Consider the following 20617-nt stretch of genomic DNA (forward strand, 5'->3'; position numbering starts at 1 on the left):
TTTCCAACTGCTGCTTAAAATTCCGTAGTGCCGTATGCGAACAAATCGTTTCGGTAAAACATGCAAGCTAAAACGGCGGGCGAATTCTTCGTTTTTTAATGTGAGTTGCTTGGTTTCACTTCCGTCTCTATAATCTTTATAATTGATAGTAACTTCTTGATGGGTTACATTTGTAATGCGATGGTTGCTAATGGCTACCTTGTGGGTATATCTACCCAGATACTCAATCACTTGTTTTGGGCCGCCAAATGACCGTTTGGCATAAACAACCCAATGCTTTTCAAACAAACTTTCTAAGATGTGCCCCTCGGCAAGCTTTTCTTTGCGTAACAACGCTACATATTTGGCTCGAAAAACCTTACTTAATGCTTTTACTGCAAACAAGTATTTATCGGTTTTTATTTTTCGTCTCCACTTGCCATTATTATCAATTCCGCCGCCTGGAACAATGCAATGCAGATGCGGATGCAAACTTAAATTTTGGCCCCAGGTATGTAAAATAGCAATCATGCCCAATTGCAAACCTTCGGTTTTGCCAAATTGAGATAAACTAGCCCACACAGATTCAAACAACAAGCGATAAATAATTTGCGGATGTGAGATCGTTAAACCGTTAAGCGTATCGGGCAAAGTAAAAACCAAATGATAATACGAACAAGGCAACAAATCTTGCGCGCGTGCCTGTATCCATTCTTCGCGTTTGTGTCCCTGACATTTTGGACAATGCCGATTGCGGCAGCTGTTGTAACTAATACTGATGTTTCCGCAAGCATCGCAAGCATCTACATGACCGCCCAACGCTGAAGTTCTGCACAACGTTAATGCCCTTAACGTTTTCTCTTGATGAACGGTAAAGTTTTGGTTGGATAAATCTACTTTTTGCAATACATGGGCTACTTCCCACTGCGGCTGCATAAAGCAAAAACGGTATCAAGTGGACTGTGTACTTTTTGTTGCTCCAATTGGCAAACATGTAAATATTCCATAGTGGTCTCCACCCGTTCATGCCCCATCAATTTCTGAACTTGAAGGATATTTACGCCATCTTCTAATAAATGCGTGGCATAGCTATGGCGCAAAGTATGCGTGTGCACATCTTTTAAAATACCTGCTTTTTTACTGATAGATTGAACTGCCCATTGAACACCGCGTTGACTGTAACGAGAATCAAAACCCTTGGCATCTTTCGTGTTTCCTGTAAATAAAAAAGTAGTGGGATGTTCGGCTGAAATATATCTTTTTATTCCCCGTATCAAATGATCAGATAAAGGAACATATCGATCTTTTTTTCCTTTACTTTGAACGATATGAAGTTGTTTTCGATCGAAATCTAAATGCTTTAATTCTATGTTCCGAACTTCCATACAGCGTAAACCACAGCCGTAAATCAAGCCAATTAAAACACGATGTTTTAGCAGTTCTGCACTTTGAAGCATCTTCCAAATCTCTTCTCGACTTAAAACAACAGGAAGCTTTTTCTCTTTTGGAATCGATGGTAAATGAAGATAATCGTAAGGAAGATTCTCTGTTTTTAAAAGAAATCGAAGTCCGTAAACCGTATGTTTAAAGTATGATTGCGAAGGACTTAAAGAACGTTGCTGCAGTTCAAATAAGTAATCTTTAACCTGCTCGGGATGTAATTCCGTAGGAAGAATTCCAAAATGCAACGCCATTGCCGCCACATGCCGAGAATAATTCTCGAAAGTACGCTGGCTTCTGCCTAAAATGGAAATATTTCGCTGAAAACGTTGCAGAAGTTCAGAAAAACCCGTAATTTCACTACAAGCGCGATTAATGTATTTGTTCGCTCTTAATTCCTCCGGAGATTTTTTTTAGTTACCATAGTATCAATTGTTTAATATTAATATACTAAGGTACGAAATCATCGCAGCGAAAGCTACTGGAGGTTTAGTTCAACATTGGTAACTGTTGCACAACTCTAATTTTAAATATCATAAATAACAACCTCTCTAGAAGAAATTTTAGGAAGTTTTTTTTGTTTTTGTGGGAGACCGTAGTTTATTGTTAAAAGCTTAATTGAATATTTAGTAGTAATTTTATAGAACTAAACTATATTTTACTTCGTGTAGAATCGTAATCAAAGAGATAATATCTATAAATAGCAAAATATGAATGTACAAGAGTTTCTTGTATTTTTTAGAAAAGAAATACCCCATTTGCAAAGTACTGAGAGTGCATTTGATGATTATCAAAAAAAGCATTTAATATTTCATGAACTAACATCTAATTTTCATGACAAGACAAAACAATCATATTTTGAACAAACTAATCAATTGATTGACAAGAATGATTTTCATAAATACTATGGAATAGGAACTTTATCAGAATTTGCCTATTTGGGATTATTCGAGGAGAAAGATGAAGTGGAATTTTCTAATCTCATTAGAAAATTAACAAACAAACTTGACATCGCTGAAAATGAATCTGAAATTAAGGAAATATTGGACTTTATTTATAGCTTGACTGATTTTATATTACACGAATATTATCCAGAAGAAGGAGGTGAATTACGAAGATCAATCATAGAACTGAAAATAAAAATATTAGAAATTGAAAAGTATGATCATGAGAAAATAGGAGAACTTATAATACGTTTCTTAGACTTAATGATATAAAATAACATATTTGTAAAATTCTATAGTAAATAATACTGACTTTCGTTTTGTTTGAAGGACTAGAGATGTATTGAAAAAACTATTGAAGACAAAAAACAATAGATATATAATCTTGCTAAGTATTTATAAGTGAGTTTTTTATTTTACACAATAAGGTGTAAAATGTAGTTTTGTTTGTATATTTGAATTTAATTTTACGAAACTTTATTTCACTTCGTAAAAAAAATATGTTACCTACAAGCTTTAATCAAACGACTGTAACAAAATGAAAATTATGAAAAACATACTTTTAATTTTTATCTCTTCTACTCTGCTGTTTTCTTGTACAACTATTCAGAAAAGTCAAAAACATCATAATACAATAAATGATGTACTAACCGAAAATTTAGAATTAGCATACCAAAAAGATGAAATTAAAGGATTTTCTGTTTCTATCGTGAACGATAAAGGATTGATTTACGATAAAGGGCTCGGATTTGCAGATATAGAACAAAACAAACCATATACATCCAATACAATTCAAAATATAGCTTCGATATCCAAAACACTTATAGGAATTTCATTACTCAAAGCTCAAGAATTGGGAAAACTAAATCTTAACGACCCAATTAATAAATATTTACCATTTAAGATTATCAACCCAAATCATCCCCAAGTTCCTATTTTAATTAAGCATTTAGCTTATCATACTTCTTCCATTACCGACCTTGATGAAATTTATGCAAAATCTTATGTTTTAACCAAAGACAAACATGACGAAAATGAAGGAGTTTACAGTTATTTCAACAAACCAGAAACAAATATTGAATTACGTGAATTCATCGAAAATAGTTTAACGGAAAACGGAAAATGGTATCAAAAGAATTCATTTTTAAACTCAAAACCTGGCGAGAATCGTGAATATTCCAATATTGCAGCTGCTCTTTGCGCTTTGGTTATAGAATCTGCAACTAAACAAGATTACCGTACGTTTACACAAAACTACATTCTGAAACCATTGAAAATGAATAATTCTGGTTGGACATCAGTAGATATTGACCCAACAAAGCGCTCAAGGTTATTTGCATATAAAGAAAAAATGATTGCCGAATATTCACTTATAACATATGCAGATGGAGGATTTCTTACATCAAGTAATGATTTAGGATTATTTTTATCCGAATTAATAAATGGATACGAAAGGAATGGGAAATTATTAAACAAAGAAAGTTATAGAAAACTTTTTGAAAAACAGAAGTTTATAGAAAATGGGAAAACGGAAAATTATGGAGTTTTCATAGAGTTTCGTGATGATTTTTTAAAAATTGAAAATGATCTGATTGGTCATAATGGTTCTGATCCAGGAGTCTTCACAGCAATGTATTTTAATCCAATAACCAAGATAGGCAAAATAGTTCTGGTAAATACTGACACTGATTTTACCGATAATGTATGGCCCGAAATAGAGGAAATATGGAAATCTTTATCAGATTATGAAAACACAATTAGTAAATAAAAGCCTGAAGAAACAAGGGGAATTGTTGCACAACTCCTATTTTAGGTACAAAAACACAAAATAGTATAAATAACAACCTCTTTAAAAGCGATTTTAGGGAGATTTTGTATTTTGCACAACAAAGTGTACCATGTAGTTTTGTTTGTATATTTGAGTTTAATTTTTAAGCTGTGTGAAAACAGCTAAAAACCTGTTTAATAAACAATTGAACTTCCACTCTATTTAATTCTCCAAAAGCTGTTTGCTTTTGTATTTTTTATTAAATTTACAAAAAGGATCACAGCTTTGCTCTTTTTGATATGAATTGAACTATCGCTCAATTCAAGCCCGTACTATCGCCAAGCCGCGGCTGTAACCCATTCCAAACTCACGCCACAAAAAAACGTACTCAAAATTGAACCCAAAACTAAAAAGCTATCTCACAATTTTAATATTCTTAATTATAGGAATGTTGGTAATGGGCATTGCCCAACTTTTCAAAACTCCTGATTGGTTAAATTCGGCTTTTATAGTTTTAGCTTTGTTCGTGCTTGTAAATATTACGACCACAAAAATCTTCAATCTAAATACCGAAATCAAAAATTTTTGGTGTTTAAGAAAAATTTATTTCCTTCCTATTGGAATTATAGCAGGTGGAATCATTGCAGTCTGTCCGATTTTGGCAGGGATTTTAACAGGAGCAACAACTTTCAGCGAACTTAAATTAGAAACGACATTTACGGTAACTTCTATTTTTGTAACCTTGGCAATCGTAGCTTGGGAAGAACTTTGGTTTCGGGGAATCTTTCTTAATTACTGTAATCGCCATTTATCGGCAATAAATATTTCTATAACTATTGGATTACTATTTATGTTGGTTCACTTACTCAATCCCGAAATCAATATGATAAAAACGGGTCCGACTTTATTTTTCGCAGGAGCTTTTTTAACGATTGTGTATTTCTATTTCAGAACAATTTGGCTTCCTATCGGACTTCATTTTGGAAACAATTATTTCACAATTCAAAGTAATCTTAACGAACACTGGATTTATGGGAGCGAAGGATATTTGGGAGCGATAATACTCGCAATTTTATTCCTAACATTTGTAAAACTCACGCTAACTAAAACAAATGAAACATATTCAACTAATCGAAACGATACTTTATGTAAACGAACAAAAAGCAAGTGATAATTTTTATACAAAATTATTTCGACAAAATACTAATTTGAACGTTCCAGGAATGACAGAATTTAAACTTGCCGAAAATCGTAAATTAGATTTAATGCCTAACAAAGGAATTGTAAAAAAACTTTCGGACACCACACCACACCCAGACCAAGGAAACGAAATACCAAGATGCGAACTTTACTTTTATGTTGAAAACATCGAACTCGAATTTGACAACGCAACAAAAATTGGAGCAAAACTAATAAGCGAAATTGAACACCGAGATTGGGGCAACAGAGTTTGCTATTTTTCAGACATTGACGGACACATAATAGCATTTGCCGAAAAACTAAACAAGAAATAAGTTGAAAACATTCGGGCTACAGCTAGCATAGGTAACTGTTGCACAACTCCTATTTTAGGTACAAAAACACAAAATAGTATAAATAGTAACCTCTATAAAAGCGATTTTAGGGAGGTTTTAGTTTTATACAATAAGATATACCTCTGATTTGTATGTATTTTTTTTGAAGGACAAAATAGCCTATTTATTCTGGATTTGTAAATAAAGTAAAAGATATTAAGTAATTAAAGTTAGAAAATCAATCGTTTGATAAAAATAACCCTCAAATTCTATTTAAAATGAATTTGAGGGTTATTAGTTAGATATATTAAAATTGAAATAAAATAAAACTTATGCTTTTTTCTTTTTCTTCCTTCTTCCCCACCAAATTATAAAACCTGTGACAGGTAAAGTTGCACAAATTAAACTTACTATAAAGGCCAATATTTTTGTAGGTAATCCTAAAATTGATCCGACATGTATATCATAATTTGCACCAACAACTTTTTCTCCAAAATTCTTATCTTTCGGATCATGTGTATGCAATAATTTACCTGAATTTTCATCAAAAATTAAGCTACTACTGCTATAATAAACTTGTTTTTTGTGTGCAACATAAACTTCAAAATTTGGATGTTCGTGATCGTCCATATGTTCATGTCCTAAATCAATAGAAAAACCATACGAGTTAGGATAGTTGGTTTTTACAGTTTCAATAATCTTATCGAGTGTAGACTCTTGTCTTAATTCTATTGGCGCAGTTGTTTTGATATGAGAAAAATCTGGATATGCAGTATTACCTCCTGAAAAAATCACATAAATAGTTGCTTGAACAATAAAAAATGCATAAAATAACCCTGTTATAGAAAAGATTAATGCAAAAATTGAAGAATAAAATCCTAATATATTATGAAGATCATAATTTTTACGTTTCCAATTTTTTATGTCTTTCCATCTGAACCAGAAGCGTTGTTTTTTAGCCGCTTTATTTTTTGGCCACCATAATACAATACCGCTGATTAACATAAAAATAAAGATAATAACAGGAATTCCTACCACGTAACTTCCCCAGCTCTGTTTTAATAAGAAACTCCAATGTATCATTTTTACAATATTGAAGAATCCATTTTTTTCGTCATAAACTCTTAAAACTTTCCCTGTATATGGATTTACATAAGCTTGTTTATAGATAGGAAATTCATCAAAATAATTCCAAGCATTTACATCATGTTCATACCAATAAAACATATACGACATGTTTTTATCCAGAGGTATATTCACCCAATGAATAGAATATTTTTCTTTGGTTTGCTCGTCAACTAATTTTTCTAATTGACGAATAGGAATTACATTTTTATGCTCAATATCTTTTTCTTGATGATAGATAACATCCTTACGAGCTATGTTTTCGAATTCATCTTTAAAAACATATAACGCTCCAGTTATTGAAACAATAAAAATTATTAATCCAATAATTAACCCAAACCAGAGATGAAGTTTTCCAAATATTTTTTTCAGTTTACCTCCTTTTTTTGATGATTTTTGCTTGGAAGCCATTTCGATTAAAATTTGAATGTAAGACTTCCCGAAACATTTACTAACTGTTGTGGATTAGCTGTTGTATAACCAATCCAATAATGCTCGTTTGTCAGATTATCTACTTTTACACCTACTCTAAATTTCTTCGCATCATAGAATGCATTTGCATTTACGATAAAATATTCAGGTAAATAGAATGTACTATTCACTTGATTTTTGCTTGCATAATTACCTCCTATTCCGAAACCAAATCCTTTGATAGCACCATCTAAGAATTGATAACTTGCATTAAAATTCGCTAACCATTCAGATCCTGCAGTTGTTGGTCTTGTTCCAACCAACGATTCATTTGTAGGATTTTCTGTAACTTTCGCATTATTATAGGCCAAACCACCTACGAACGAAAATCCTTTTACCAAATATGCATTAACCTCTAATTCAACCCCTTCACTTTTCACTTTTCCTGATTGAGATTGAACAGATTGAAAAGTATCAGTATATTCTCCTGTATATAACAAAGAATTTTTGACATTGATAGTATAATAACTTAAAGTCGCATTAATCTTATTGTTAAAAATATTCATTTTTAAACCTCCTTCAAATTGGTTTGCTTTTTCAGGATCAGACAATGCAACATTATTTTGTTTGTCTATTGTATAATATCCATTGCTTTTGAAACTATTTTGGTAATTACCAAAAACCGAGAATTTACTTGGAACAAATTCATATACAAATCCAAGCTTTGGAGACCAAGCTGCTTGAGAATATGCTTTTGTAACATTACTATATAATAATCCTTCTTTAGAATCATTGTTCTCGTAACGAACAGAAGCCAAAATATTTAATCCCTCTACTGGCGTAAAAACATTTGAAATGTATCCACTATACGTATTTAATTCACCAATAACTGGATATTCACCAACCGAATTTGAAGTATTATAAAAATCTTGTAAAGTATGATTATTCATGTTAGAATAATTTCCATTTTTAAACGGAACCCAATCAAAGTCACCAGAAATAAATAGCTGATTATCTTTCGTTTGCATATAATCTAAACCAATAACCGTTCTATTTCTCATTTTACCAAATGTATAATCGAAATTAAAATTTTGTTGAATTTGAAAAGTTGTTTTTTTACTGTCTCTTGTTGATTGATCAGCACGCATAACGCCTAATTCTGTATCTAATGGGTTTTTAGTATATGTACTTTCTGGAGCTACATAAAAATATGGGCTAAATCCATTCGATTGAGAATAAGCAGTACTAATATTTGTAGATGATTTTATATGATCATCAATTATATAATTTACTTGACCAAATATATTTCTAACCTTTGATTTTGCTTTAAGACCATCACCAACATAAGATTGTTTATAATCTAATCCTAAAACTCGTTCTACATCATTCATATTATTAATCCCTAAAGAAGGATTACCAGCTAAGTAAAAAAACATTTGCTCTGCCATTGCATTATTTTCGTACATCTCAAAATCAACATTAATATCTAATCGATCATTTGGTTTGTATCGCAATGAAGGCGCAAAAGCAAAATATTCATTTCCACTATTTTTTTTCTGAAAAGTACCAGAATTTGTATAAGCAGTATTAATTCTGAATAATAATTTATTATCATTTGTAATCGGAGCATTTACATCTGCAGAAGTTCGATAATAATTATAACTTCCACCTGCAATACTCACAGATCCATCAAAATTCTCATGCGGTTTTTTTGTAATTCTATTTACAACTCCACCATACGAAGTAACATTACTACCAAACATCGTAGCGGAAGGTCCTTTCAAAACTTCCAATCTTTCCAAATTTACAGCATCAATAGTTGTAGAAACAGGTGCTACCAAACCGTTACGTAAAGAGTTATTGGAAACAAAACCTCTTAAAGTTACATAAGCTCCTCCATCACCAGAACGTCCAGTAGAATTCCACATTTTTTGTAAACCTGTTACATTACGATAAGCATCGTCAACTGTAAAAATGACCTGATGTTCTAAAACTGATTTATCAATACTCGAAAAAACTTGTGGATTTTCAATGAATTTCAACGGCATTTTATTTGAAGTATCGGTATCCTTTTTAATAAATGTATTGATAATTACTTCGCCTAAAGTATTGGTCTGTATTGAATCCTTTTCTTGTGCAAAGGAAATAGATGCATATAATAATGAAAGTACTATTGTTACTTTTTTCATTTTAAAAAATTTTAACAAAGCTATTTCATTATTCTTATTTATTCTAAATAAATTTTATAGTTTTTTCTTATTTTAAATCCTCCAATAATTAAGTTTTATTTATTATATTTTGATACCAACCCATAATTAGTAAAACAATATTTTTAATGAATAAAACTTCAAAATATGTTAAAATCAAAAATACGTTAGCTAAAATGATCAAAAAATAATTCAAGAAAATGAAATATTACCTGAAGTGAAATTAAAAAATGGTAATGTAGTTCAGACTGGTCCTGTAGCAACTATGCTTCATAATATAGATTTGTATAATAAAAATGAAAAAATATCAGATTTCGAGAGAAAAATATCATTAAAGCAAAAAGTCCTGTACAATTTAAACTTACCAAAGGAAATTAGGATACAGAATTGCAAATCAAAGGAACTTATAAGAATGCAACTATCAAACCTAAATTGAAAAAAGAGTATATTTTTGAAATTAAGGAAAACCCCAATCAATAACCATCGCACAACATCGGTAACTGTTTCACAACTCCAATTTTAGGTACAAAAACACAAAATAGAATAAATAATAACCTTTTTAAAAGCGATTTTAGGGAGGTTGTTAATTTTATACAATAAGGTATACAATCTAATTTTGTTTGTATATTTGAGTTTAATTTTACGAAAATAGTGTTGGCTGTAATTATTCCATGACTTTATAAAAAAATTATGATAAAAAAAATCACCTTAATTATAACTTTAATATCATTAAACTCTTGTGCTACGAATAATAGTATATCTCCAATAATTGGAACTTGGGAAGCTGATTTTGATGGTTGTATTGAAACTTGGATTATTGATAATAAAGGTAATAGAATATCAATATCTGGAGAAGAGGAAACAAATAATAAATTTATTATTAAAAAATTAGAAGAGAACATTTATAAAATGACTGATACAAGGCTTAGGACAAACTCTAAACCTGACTGTAGTGGAGAAATTGTTGATATACCGATTGGAAATGTTACAAACGGTATAATTAAATTTCAAGGAAATGACAGATTTATATTATGTAATACTGAAGAATGTCTTGAAAATTCACCTTTTATAAAAAAATAATAATATAACTCAGCCAACATTGGTAGCTATTTCACATTTCCAATTTTAAATACAAAAACACAAAATAATATAAATAATAACCTCTATAGAAATATTTTAAGGAGATTTATTGTTGAACTGTACAACAACTGGTTTAGTTGAATGGCGGTTGAAGGGAGAATTGAACTTCTACTCTATTTAATTCACCAAAAGCTCTTTGCTTTGGTTCTGAATTCATGAACTTTAGTTCTTCGAATTCCTGCCTTTGCAAAGTTTTTTTAGTAGAAATGCTTGATAAAAAACTAACTATAATAATATAAAATTAATGAAACACTTTAGTATCTTTTTGATTCTATTCTTATTGCCATATCAAATTATTTTAGCTCAAAAACAAAACATTACAGCCGTTAAGTTTGATAAAGAAAATATTTTCCTAAATAATCAAATAGCATTTAATTATCAAAAGAATGGAAATAATTTCTACATCTACAACTTAAAAAATGTTGAAATAATTAAAGGAGAAATCCAACCTTTAGGAAACGGTAAGTTTACAAATAAAGTTACTTTTATACTCCAAGAAAAACAATTTAAAAGTAGTAAAATTGTAGGGAGAAATCAATTAATCTTTGCCCTCACTGAAAATAATGTTATTAAAAAAGATTTTTCTATAGATGAGGAAAAGCTTACTGTTTTTTTAAATAAATTGAATGAAGTAGAATAAAACATTTCTGAAAACATAGCTAACTGTTACATAAATAGACATTTCAGATAAAAAATAAACTGTAAAACCTCGCTAAGTTTTTTTAAGCTAGGTTTTTGTTTTTACAAGAAATCGTAATTTATTGTAAAATAGTTGTTGTATGTTTGGAATAATAATACGGAAGATAGATATAGGTGTTTTTTACAAAACTAAAACTATAGTAGTTTCGTAAAAAAGCAATGTTAGCTGCAAGCGTAAATCGAACATACTTGACAAAATGATATCAACTAAAAATATTAATTCACTCCCTGATCCAAGAAAACTAAAGTCAATTTGCAAAGCAATCTCTGTCTTAGATGCTATTCTTTCGCAAGAATGGGAATATCGTTACTATTCGTATAATGACAAGTGGTCAGAAAATGAAGAATTTTTCGAAATGAGAAATGGTGAAGGAGACCAAATGCTAATTTTATTTGTGCAAGAAGGTTGTGTAATAAATGGGTTTGCTCACGAGCTCTATGATTTCGAAGAAAAACTTCCTGCAAAAGAAAAATTAACTCAGGAAATGCCTGAAATATTTAATGAGTTTATATTTGGAGAACCTGTACAATCAATTGGATCAACATTCTGCATTTGGACTACAAAACAAAATAAATGGAAAATCGGAAAACTTGAACATTTTCAAGATGGATCTGATGAATTTTTAGAAATTTTTGATGGTAATCCACAAACTTACATTGATTGGGCTACTGAATATTTTGAAGAAAGTTTTATAGAAACTGGAATCCCATTAAAAACCGTAACAGAAATATATAACGGGAAAACCTTAACAAAAGAAATGGTTTTAACAATCGTAGAGGAACTTGAAGATTGGAAACAACTTGAAAAGGACCTGAAAGAAATAGGATATTCATATGACCTAAAATAACTAAAACGCCTGCAGGTAACATTGGCATGGTAAAATGTATGGTTAAATAGAAATTGGCAATATTTAATTAAAACCAAAAAACTACAAAAAGCCAGGATATAAGATGGACTAATAATCCCTAACATTAAACGTATTGTCAGTTGTTTTGCCTCAATCCTCCATTTTTATATAACCTTCGCCATAATTATCAAAAAATAATTTACGATAAGTAGAACCTATTGCAATCGCAACATCATCGATGTACAAAGTGTTATAATCAAAAGAAGTGATGTGATTCTTATTCACAATATAGGATTTGCTCACTCTATAAAAGCTTGTGTTTGGAAGCTTTGTATGCATCGTTTTCAGATTCATAGCGGTTATCAACTTTTGTTTGTCCGTATAAATGATGACATAATCTTTCAAAGCTTCGATATGTGTAATATCCTCAAAGTTTAGTTTATGAAATCTTCGGTCTGCTTTGATAAACATAAATTGAGCTGAATTAGATTCAATTGTTGATTTTATGGTATTATCTGATAATAATTGATGCAATAATTCTGCTTTATTAATTGCTTTTTTTAGCCGTTCTTGCGAAATAGGTTTCAATAAATAATCTATCGCATCTAACTCGTAGCCATCAATCGCAAACTGTGGATAAGCCGTCGTAAAAATAAATAATGTATTCGTAGACAATTGTTTTGCGAGTTCCAGACCATTTATGGTTGGCATTTCAATATCCAAAAAAACTAAATCGACGTGATTGTTCTTAGTAAAATCAAGCGCTTTGATTGTATTACCAAAACTTCCAATAATTTCAACGGATTCAAAACTAGTAAGTTCCTCCGATAATTCCTCACGTGCAAGAGGTTCATCATCAATTATAATACATTTCATAAAGGTAGATTTAAGTTAACAACAAATTCTTTTTCATTCTTTTTTAGCTTCAACTCATAGCTCTTGCCATATAAAAGTTCTAATCTTCTTTTGATATTCGTAAGACCAATTCCTTTATTTTTTGTGCCAGAAATTTTAAAATCTGGACAGATAGAATTGCTACATTCAAAATGCAACATAAGATTTATTATGCTAAAATTGATATTAATATAAGACGCATTATCATTAACATCGACACTATGTTTAACCGCATTTTCGATAAAAACAGTGAATAAATTTGATGGTATTAAACGTTGATTAAGTGACTCATAATCAATGTTATTGTTGATTTTTATCGTAAAATCGTCCCGTCTTTTTTGCTCTAATTCCAAATAATTGGTAAGAAATAAAATCTCTTGACACAAATTGTTTTTATTGTTTCGATTTTCATACAACTGAAAACGCAGAAATTCAGACAACTTCACAACTGTATTCACAGCTTCTTCGGGATTTTTTCTGATAAGTGCTTTTACGCTATTCAAATTATTAAATAAAAAATGGGGATTAATTTGATTTTTTAATTCAGATAATTCCATTTCATACGTTAGTTTTTCTAATTCAATAATTTTTTCTTTGTCAATAATCCAATTCTGCGCTAATCTTGTTGTTGTTGTAATCATGATAAAACTAATCGAAGTAAAAATTCCATAAATTGGCTGTAACATAAAAAACTCACCTTTTGGAGTATTTAAATGTAAGATATATCGATTCGTTAAAAGTACAATACTTAGGGTTACAATAACTAGACAGATTAAAAGCGAAAAATAGGTCAAATATTTTCTCTCCAAAAATTTAGGAACTAAATAATAGGTGTTGATGTAAAACATGATGACAAAAAAAGTGTACACGCTAACAAACCAATAGATACGGTCTTCTTTGGGGAATCTTAAATAAAATCCAGAGCAATATAAGAAAATGAAGAAAAATAGTAAAAAAATGATTTGTCTAACTAATTTCAATTTCTTGTTCAATAAAAAAGCTATAATTTTCTCCTCCATTTTGATTTATTTAGAGATAATAATTACTCAAAATATTTAGATTGCTAAATTACTTCTTTATAAAAGACATTATATTTTTTTATACAAAATGATTCTGTTTTTATACAAAAACCCGCAATCCTTAGGTTTTGTATAAAATATACATTGGTTCGTATAAAATTGAATTTGGGACTGATTTTTTTGCTTTTTATTTACGTCGAAAAATTAGTAATATGTCGCAAGCAAAAGTATTAGAATTATATAATCTTATAGACGAAACTTCGTTATCAGAAGAACAACTTGAATGTAAAATTATTCAAATAGTTGACCTTATTCGGTTTATAGAAATCTACAATGATTCAATTTTGATCAAAGATTTTTTGAAATACAATTGTAGCATTATTTCACATGAAAACAAATCAATCGGAATTGTGTTTTGTGAGCAACTCGAAGAAATTGAATCGCTTATCGCCACACAAAAACTTTTGATGATAAAGGAAAAAGAATTTCTGAATGAATTATGGATTGTTTTTGTTAAAGATTCTCAACAACCAATTAATATTGAAAGTATTAGCAATGATCATAAATTCAATCTTTTTGACAAAATTTTTAATTTCAATTTTTATAAACAAACAATTTTTCAAGCCAGATAATAGCCATGAAATTAATTAAAACGTCAACAATATTATTTTGTCTTCTAACAAATGTTACCAATGTATATGCGCAAGACAATAAGGAAATAAAAGAACAAGATAGTATTTCCAAAAAAGCCTATATGTATTTGACGCAACAATTTTCTGTTGCAAGACCATTGAATATAGAATACACTTACGCCACGCCAACTAAATTTACTTCGAAAATTGATGGAAATAAAAATGATGGAAATCGAATTAATCATTATTCGCAACTGAATATCAGTACAAATATCAATATTTTGAAAAAAAAGAATTGGATTCTTAGTACGACTCTTGGTTATAAGAATACCAATATGGATATAGAATTTGATAAATCAACGTTTCAAGAAACAAAAAATGTAGATATTAATGCACATTATCATTACGAATCCCTGAATTTGGCTTATAGTACAAAACTTTTTAACAAGCCTACTTTTCTAAGTTCTAGTCTTATTTTTGATGGTAGTGATAAATATTTTGGTCGGGTAAAAGGACTTGTAACAGGAAATATTTTATTAAAATCTACAGATCGAACTAAAATATTAGTAGGATTAGGCTTGAACATTGATGAAAGTACTAAAACACCTGTAATTCCAATGTTTACCTTACAACATAGATTTAATAATGACTTTTTTGCAGATATTATTTTACCAAAGCAAATTCTTTTCAGAATGCATCCTTTCAAAAATTCTCGATTATCAATAGGAACTGAATTGGAAGCTAACACGTTTTATTTATATCATTTGAATCCTAATAATTTATCTGAAAAATACGAATACAGACAAGTCGATTTAAATAATGGATTGAAGTACGAATATTTATTAAAACACAATTTTATTATCACCGCTAAAACAGGAGTAAAAACGCTAATTACAAATGGTTTATTTAATAAAAAAGACACATTTGATGACAAGATTTTCTCTTCGACACAAGATCCTTCGTTTTATTTTAATCTAGGTATTTCTTATAATCCTTTTGTGAAAAAGCGAAAATAAGCTCATATAATTTGTAATAACTTCGTTTATTTTGATTAAAAAAATTAAATTTAATAATTTTAAAGATTCTATAGTTAAAAGAAAACTTAACACAGACTCTAATGAATTTAATCATTCAAAATTATTTAGAGAATATAAAAGCAATCTGCCCAAAGCTGACAGATGAAGCATTGATTTTATTATCAAGCAAAATTGAAATCTTAGAACTTCATCCCAAAGAAAATTTTATTGAAGCAGATGTGTTACAAAAATCTATTGGTTATATTTATTCTGGCTTGCTTCGTGCATTTTATATCAACGAAAAGGGAGAAGATATTACGGTAAATTTCATTGATGAAAAAAAACTTGTGGTTCACCTTGATGCACTGAACAAAAAAAAACCAAGCAAGTTTAGTTTTCAGGCTATAGAACCTTCTATTATTTTAAATATTCCCATCGATCATCTTGAATATTGTACAGAAAAATATCCTCTTTTTGAAAAATATTTGAGAATAATGCTTGAACAAATTTATTCCAGAATGTTTAATCGTCTTGAAGCCTTATTGGATGAAAATGCGGAAGAAAGATACCTGAATTTTGTTGAAGAATTTCCTACAATGTACAACAGAGTAACCATCTCCCATCTATGTACATATCTTGGAATAACACGACAATCTCTAACACGAATTCGGAAAAATATTAACGAAGGAAAATGACACATATGCGTCAATAAAAAAGATTGTTAGTAATGTAATTTTGAATAAAAATACTATTATGCAATCAAAAATCAGTAAAAATATTTGGTCTTCACCCAAAAAAATGGGTCTAAGAGATAATAGACTAATTGCAAGAAAAGTGCATCAAAACCTAGGAGATTCGCTTTTCAAAACTCAAACTTCGGCTAAATGGACAGATATTACCAAACATCTTAATGGAGCGTTACGTGTTCAAATTCAACATGAAGATTCAAAAGGTGTGACACCTAAAATGATAAAATGGTGGTTTGAAAATTTGGCACAAAAAACAACATGGAATGGAAAAAATTTTAGTGGTCCAGAAGTTAGTTTTTACCATTTATGGCATCATCGCGATCATATTGCAGTTCAACCACTCAGTAATCCAAAAGAAGGAAAAAATAATGGTTTTGCAGTTGGAGCTTATAGCAAAATTCAGGAGCAGTTTAATGATTTTAACGAAATTATTAATAATAAAATGCTAACAATAACACTGGATGAAACAGAATTTACTTTTTTAATAAAATTTGGATTTTTGACGGTGGGAAGAATCAATCATTATTATGAACCCTCTGAAAATGGCTCAACATTTTATGCAGAAACCTATATTGGAGTTGATATTCCAGTATTAGGTTGGATTATAAATTGGTGTTTTTTACCATTTGTATTTTCAAAAAAAACCGCCGAACATTGGATAAAACATAATATTGAAGAAACAGGACAAACAGAAAAAATAGTCCCTTTTCTATATCATCATTATAATAAAGAATAAAACGACAGCTAACATATTGGCAAAACTTAACGAAAGCAAATGCTGAATATAATAGATAAACAGAAAAATCTATCTGTCACAACTTTTTATATAATATTTAAAATATTTGAAAACAGCGTATTTACATCTTTATTAAATGTTTTTTTCATAATTTAGTGAAGAGAAAGTGCGTTGAGAATTTATTTTTAATCAATGATATAAAACCACTCAAAGTCAAATACAAATAACAATTACCTTGAATTTTGCTCAATTTTTATCAGAAAAAATCAATTTATCTCAATCTGAAATTGAATTGTTGATGAATAATTGCTCCACGCATAATTTTCAGAAAAAAGAAATCATTTTAGAGCCTTTTTCTCTTTCAAAAAAAATATATTTCGTGGAAGAAGGGATTATCCGAGTTTTTTATGAAACCGATGCAAGGGATATTACCTTGGCTTTTTGTGAAAAAAATGAAATTAGCCTTCCTGTGGAAAGTGTATTTTATGACAAAGAATGCAAATTTGGAATTCAATCGGTTACCGAAACCAAGATTATAAAGCTTAATTATGCTGTCTGGGAGCAACTTTGCGAACAAAATCCCCGTCTTTTACAATTGGACAAAAAGTTTTTAATTGAGAATATCAGAAAATTTACGGAGCATATTTATTCCACTCATTTTAAAACGCCCAAAGAACGTTTTGATGATTTAATGCAAAGCAAACCCGCTATTTTTAATAAAGTTCCGCTAAATACCATTGCAAGTTATTTGGGAATGACGCAAGAAACCTTGAGCCGATTACGAGCCGGAAAATAGCTTTTTTGATTTCAATCAATTTTTTGCTAGAATTTCGCACGTAATTTTGTGTAATCAATACAAAAGAAATGGAAACAATAAAAGTGCATATTTTACATTGTGGCAGCGTTGAAGTGGATTCTTCCTTACCATTTAGCGAAAAAACGTGGAATCCGATTTCCTATACAGGCGTTTTCAGAAGTAAAAAACATCAAGTTTGGCTGCCCGTTTCTGCCTATTTAATTGAACATCCAAAAGGTTTGATTTTAATTGATACAGGTTGGCATACCGATGTAAGAATTGGCGACCAAGGGCGTAAACACATGGGATTTGCACATTGGTTGATTAACAAAGCTGATTTGCCAGCAGGGCAAGCAATTAACGAACAATTGGCAAGATTGGGTTACAAAGATTCGGATATCGATTATCTCGTGTTGAGTCATTTGCATTCTGACCACGTCAGCGGATTGAAATTGGTAAAAAACGCCAAACGAATATTGGTGAGCGACATCGAAATGCGAGATGCCGAACAAATGCCCTATCGTTACGTTCCCAATATGTGGGAAGGAATAAATTTGGAAACCTTTAGTTTTGAAAAATCGAATATAGGTCCACAAAATATTTCCTATGATTTATTTGGAGATAATTCGGTCGTGTTTGTTAATACACCTGGTCACACACACGGTTTGGCTTCAACCATCATCCAGAATAACGGACATTTTTTATTGTTGACAAGCGATACAGGCTACGCCAAAAAATCTTGGGAACAAATGATTCTACCCGGTGTACAAGTAGATAAACAAGAGGTTATTAAGTCTTTGAAATGGACAAAAGAAATTGCCGCGCAACCCAATTGTATTGAAGCGATAGCCAATCACGATTCGGATATAATCCCTAAAACTATTGAAATATAACTTCAGCTAACATTGGTAACCTGCGCACAACTTCGATTTTAGGCACAAAAAATAATATAAATAGTAACCTCTTTAAAAAGGATTTTAAGGAGGTTTTTTTTGAACTGTGCAACAACTGATTTAGTTGAAGGTGGTTGAAGGGAGAATTGAACTTCTACTCTATTTAATTCACCAAAAGCTTTTTGCTTTTGTTTTTTAATTAATTTAACAATCTAAAAAAGTTCCTTGCTCCTTTCTAAATTCATGAACTTTGGTTCTTCGAGTTCTCGTACTTCGTAAAACTTAGCTCAGTTAAAAGCATGTAAAAAAAATTACTGACTGATCCATTTTATTACCTAATCTATATAATGTATGGTATAATCTTTTCTATTTAATTTTCGCCATAATAATTAATTTCTTGTAATTGTATTGATTATTTCACTGTAAGCATCAAGCCATTAATCAGAATTTTAAAGATTTTATATGATTATTTATTCGAATAAACAATTGATAACTAACATTATTGGCTCGGTTTTAGTGTGTGTTTTTTTAAACCACACAACTAAATAATATGGATTTACATTCTGGATTACCTTTTTGGATTGTTAAAAACGAATTTTTTGATTTATATTATCCTCTTCGAAATGATTTTAAAATAGATGTTGCTATAATTGGCTCCGGCATTACAGGAGCTTTAGTTGCGCACGAATTATGTGAAGCAGGTGTAGAATGCGCTCTTATCGATAAACGAACTATTTCTACAGGAAGTTCTGCAGCAAGTACTGCTCAATTGCAATATGAAATTGATACCCCGTTAAGTAAATTAGTAAATATTGTTCCCAAAAAAATTGCTATTGATGCTTATTTCAATTGCTTGGATTCTATTACAGATATAGAAAATATATTCAAAAAAACTAATATTGATGCTGATTTTACACGTGTTCCTACAGTTTTATTAGCGAGTAATCAGCAAGGTGTAAAATTGTTAGACGAAGAATATGCAATAAGAACAGAAGTCGGTTTGCCTGTGAAGTATTTAGATGCTAAGCAATTGAAAACTTACCAAAATATTGATGGAATTGCTGCATTGCAAAATGATACTTCTGCCCAGATGGATGCTTATAAAGGCGCTATCAATTTATTAAAGTATCATCAAGAAAAACATCAATTACAGATTTTTACCCATACAAAAGTGGAAAAAATAGACGAAAATAAGAACAATTGCGAACTATTGACGGAGCATGGACATACTATTTCGTGCAAATATGTAATTGTTGCTACTGGTTTTGAAGCTGGTCAATTTCTACCTAAAAAAGTAATGAATTTATTATCTACTTACGCGATTTGTTCGGCTCCCATTGATGAAAAAATGGTTTGGCCAAATCGTAGCTTAATATGGGAGATAGCAGAACCTTATCTTTATATGCGAACAACAAAAGATAATCGATTGATCGTTGGTGGTGAAGATGAAGATTTTCAAAATCCTGATAAAAGAGATGATTTACTTCGAACAAAAATCAAAACTCTTGAACGTAAGTTTAGTCGATTATATCCAGAAATTGAATTCAATACCGAAATGGCTTGGTGCGGAACTTTTAGCTCCACAAATGATGGTTTACCTTATATGGGACCATGGAAAAAAGGTGACCGAACATTATTTGCATTAGGTTATGGAGGAAATGGGATTACTTTTTCGATGGTTGCAGCTCAAGTTTTAAAAAATATTATTCTTAACCAAAAAGATAGTCGCTTAGAAACCTTTGGTTTTGATCGACCAACTAAATAATAAAAAAATAAATTTTATAACTACTATCAGAAAGAATATCTA

21 protein-coding genes are annotated in these 20617 nt (G+C 30.2%); 15 read left to right on the forward strand and 6 right to left on the reverse strand.

The annotated features are described in order from the left end of the window. Both B2217_RS15315 and B2217_RS15320 read right to left on the reverse strand, forming a co-directional pair. Positions 1-915: IS91 family transposase (locus B2217_RS15315; RefSeq protein ID WP_291123037.1), on the reverse strand; the 915-nt coding region annotated here is incomplete at its 3' end. Next, complete coding sequence (locus B2217_RS15320) at positions 894-1682, reverse strand: tyrosine-type recombinase/integrase (protein ID WP_371875729.1); 789 nt, start codon at positions 1680-1682, stop codon at positions 894-896. The genes B2217_RS15315 and B2217_RS15320, both read right to left, overlap by 22 nt. Before the next feature lie 447 nt (positions 1683-2129). Between B2217_RS15320 and B2217_RS15325 the strand changes: the two genes are divergently transcribed. The 4 genes from B2217_RS15325 (at position 2130) to B2217_RS15340 (ending at position 5645) form a co-directional block, all read left to right on the forward strand. Further along, positions 2130-2636, forward strand: a complete 507-nt coding sequence (locus B2217_RS15325; protein ID WP_291094759.1) for a hypothetical protein — start codon at positions 2130-2132, stop codon at positions 2634-2636. A 274-nt stretch (positions 2637-2910) separates the two neighbouring features. Further along, complete coding sequence (locus B2217_RS15330) at positions 2911-4131, forward strand: serine hydrolase domain-containing protein (RefSeq protein ID WP_291094761.1); 1221 nt, start codon at positions 2911-2913, stop codon at positions 4129-4131. A gap of 394 nt (positions 4132-4525) precedes the next feature. Beyond that, the gene (locus tag B2217_RS15335) at positions 4526-5302 is read left to right on the forward strand and encodes a CPBP family intramembrane glutamic endopeptidase (RefSeq protein WP_291094763.1); all 777 of its coding nucleotides are present in this window, start codon (positions 4526-4528) and stop codon (positions 5300-5302) included. Next, on the forward strand, positions 5244-5645 hold the full coding sequence (locus B2217_RS15340) for a VOC family protein (protein WP_291094765.1): 402 nt from the start codon (positions 5244-5246) through the stop codon (positions 5643-5645). Before B2217_RS15335 ends, B2217_RS15340 begins: the two co-directional genes overlap by 59 nt. Before the next feature lie 330 nt (positions 5646-5975). Here the strand turns inward: B2217_RS15340 and B2217_RS15345 are convergent, their stop codons facing one another. After that, complete coding sequence (locus B2217_RS15345; protein WP_291094767.1) at positions 5976-7181, reverse strand: PepSY-associated TM helix domain-containing protein; 1206 nt, start codon at positions 7179-7181, stop codon at positions 5976-5978. Positions 7182-7186: 5 nt separating this feature from the next. Then, positions 7187-9370: a TonB-dependent siderophore receptor gene (locus tag B2217_RS15350; RefSeq protein WP_291123040.1), complete on the reverse strand. Its 2184-nt coding sequence runs from the start codon at positions 9368-9370 to the stop codon at positions 7187-7189. Between the two features lie 208 nt (positions 9371-9578). Here B2217_RS15350 and B2217_RS16995 point away from each other — a divergent pair, with 208 nt between their 5' ends. The 4 genes from B2217_RS16995 (at position 9579) to B2217_RS15365 (ending at position 12075) form a co-directional block, all read left to right on the forward strand. Next, the gene (locus tag B2217_RS16995; RefSeq protein WP_422653373.1) at positions 9579-9824 is read left to right on the forward strand and encodes a DUF7709 family protein; all 246 of its coding nucleotides are present in this window, start codon (positions 9579-9581) and stop codon (positions 9822-9824) included. Positions 9825-10078: 254 nt separating this feature from the next. Beyond that, the gene (locus B2217_RS15355) at positions 10079-10468 is read left to right on the forward strand and encodes a hypothetical protein (RefSeq protein ID WP_180906469.1); all 390 of its coding nucleotides are present in this window, start codon (positions 10079-10081) and stop codon (positions 10466-10468) included. A 304-nt stretch (positions 10469-10772) separates the two neighbouring features. Next, positions 10773-11168 (forward strand): hypothetical protein, encoded by a 396-nt coding sequence (locus B2217_RS15360; protein ID WP_291123043.1) that lies wholly within the window; start codon positions 10773-10775, stop codon positions 11166-11168. Positions 11169-11424: 256 nt separating this feature from the next. Then, entirely contained in the window at positions 11425-12075 is a 651-nt protein-coding gene (locus B2217_RS15365; RefSeq protein WP_180906467.1) for a hypothetical protein, read from the forward strand. A gap of 150 nt (positions 12076-12225) precedes the next feature. Here the strand turns inward: B2217_RS15365 and B2217_RS15370 are convergent, their stop codons facing one another. Both B2217_RS15370 and B2217_RS15375 read right to left on the reverse strand, forming a co-directional pair. Continuing rightward, positions 12226-12951 carry a LytR/AlgR family response regulator transcription factor gene (locus tag B2217_RS15370; protein WP_180906466.1) on the reverse strand — a complete coding sequence of 242 codons (726 nt, stop codon included), beginning with the start codon at positions 12949-12951 and terminating at the stop codon, positions 12226-12228. After that, positions 12948-13655, reverse strand: coding sequence for a sensor histidine kinase (locus B2217_RS15375; RefSeq protein WP_180906465.1), 708 nt, complete (start codon positions 13653-13655; stop codon positions 12948-12950). The genes B2217_RS15370 and B2217_RS15375 overlap by 4 nt, the downstream gene beginning before the upstream one ends. A gap of 461 nt (positions 13656-14116) precedes the next feature. Here B2217_RS15375 and B2217_RS15380 point away from each other — a divergent pair, with 461 nt between their 5' ends. From B2217_RS15380 to B2217_RS15410, 7 genes are all read left to right on the forward strand, one after another. Next, positions 14117-14620 carry a hypothetical protein gene (locus B2217_RS15380; RefSeq protein WP_180906464.1) on the forward strand — a complete coding sequence of 168 codons (504 nt, stop codon included), beginning with the start codon at positions 14117-14119 and terminating at the stop codon, positions 14618-14620. 5 nt (positions 14621-14625) lie between these two features. Next, positions 14626-15636: a hypothetical protein gene (locus B2217_RS15385; RefSeq protein WP_180906463.1), complete on the forward strand. Its 1011-nt coding sequence runs from the start codon at positions 14626-14628 to the stop codon at positions 15634-15636. Between the two features lie 101 nt (positions 15637-15737). After that, positions 15738-16331 (forward strand): Crp/Fnr family transcriptional regulator, encoded by a 594-nt coding sequence (locus tag B2217_RS15390; RefSeq protein ID WP_180906462.1) that lies wholly within the window; start codon positions 15738-15740, stop codon positions 16329-16331. Positions 16332-16389: 58 nt separating this feature from the next. Next, on the forward strand, positions 16390-17121 hold the full coding sequence (locus B2217_RS15395) for a hypothetical protein (RefSeq protein WP_180906461.1): 732 nt from the start codon (positions 16390-16392) through the stop codon (positions 17119-17121). 235 nt (positions 17122-17356) lie between these two features. Beyond that, positions 17357-17917: a Crp/Fnr family transcriptional regulator gene (locus B2217_RS15400; RefSeq protein WP_180906460.1), complete on the forward strand. Its 561-nt coding sequence runs from the start codon at positions 17357-17359 to the stop codon at positions 17915-17917. Positions 17918-17985: 68 nt separating this feature from the next. Next, positions 17986-18810: an N-acyl homoserine lactonase family protein gene (locus B2217_RS15405; protein WP_180906459.1), complete on the forward strand. Its 825-nt coding sequence runs from the start codon at positions 17986-17988 to the stop codon at positions 18808-18810. A 550-nt stretch (positions 18811-19360) separates the two neighbouring features. Next, positions 19361-20575: an NAD(P)/FAD-dependent oxidoreductase gene (locus tag B2217_RS15410; RefSeq protein ID WP_291123048.1), complete on the forward strand. Its 1215-nt coding sequence runs from the start codon at positions 19361-19363 to the stop codon at positions 20573-20575. Positions 20576-20617 lie beyond the last annotated feature (42 nt).

It is taken from the genome of Empedobacter sp. UBA7620 (assembly GCF_002484185.1).
Classification (GTDB): Bacteria; Bacteroidota; Bacteroidia; order Flavobacteriales; family Weeksellaceae; genus Empedobacter; species Empedobacter falsenii_C.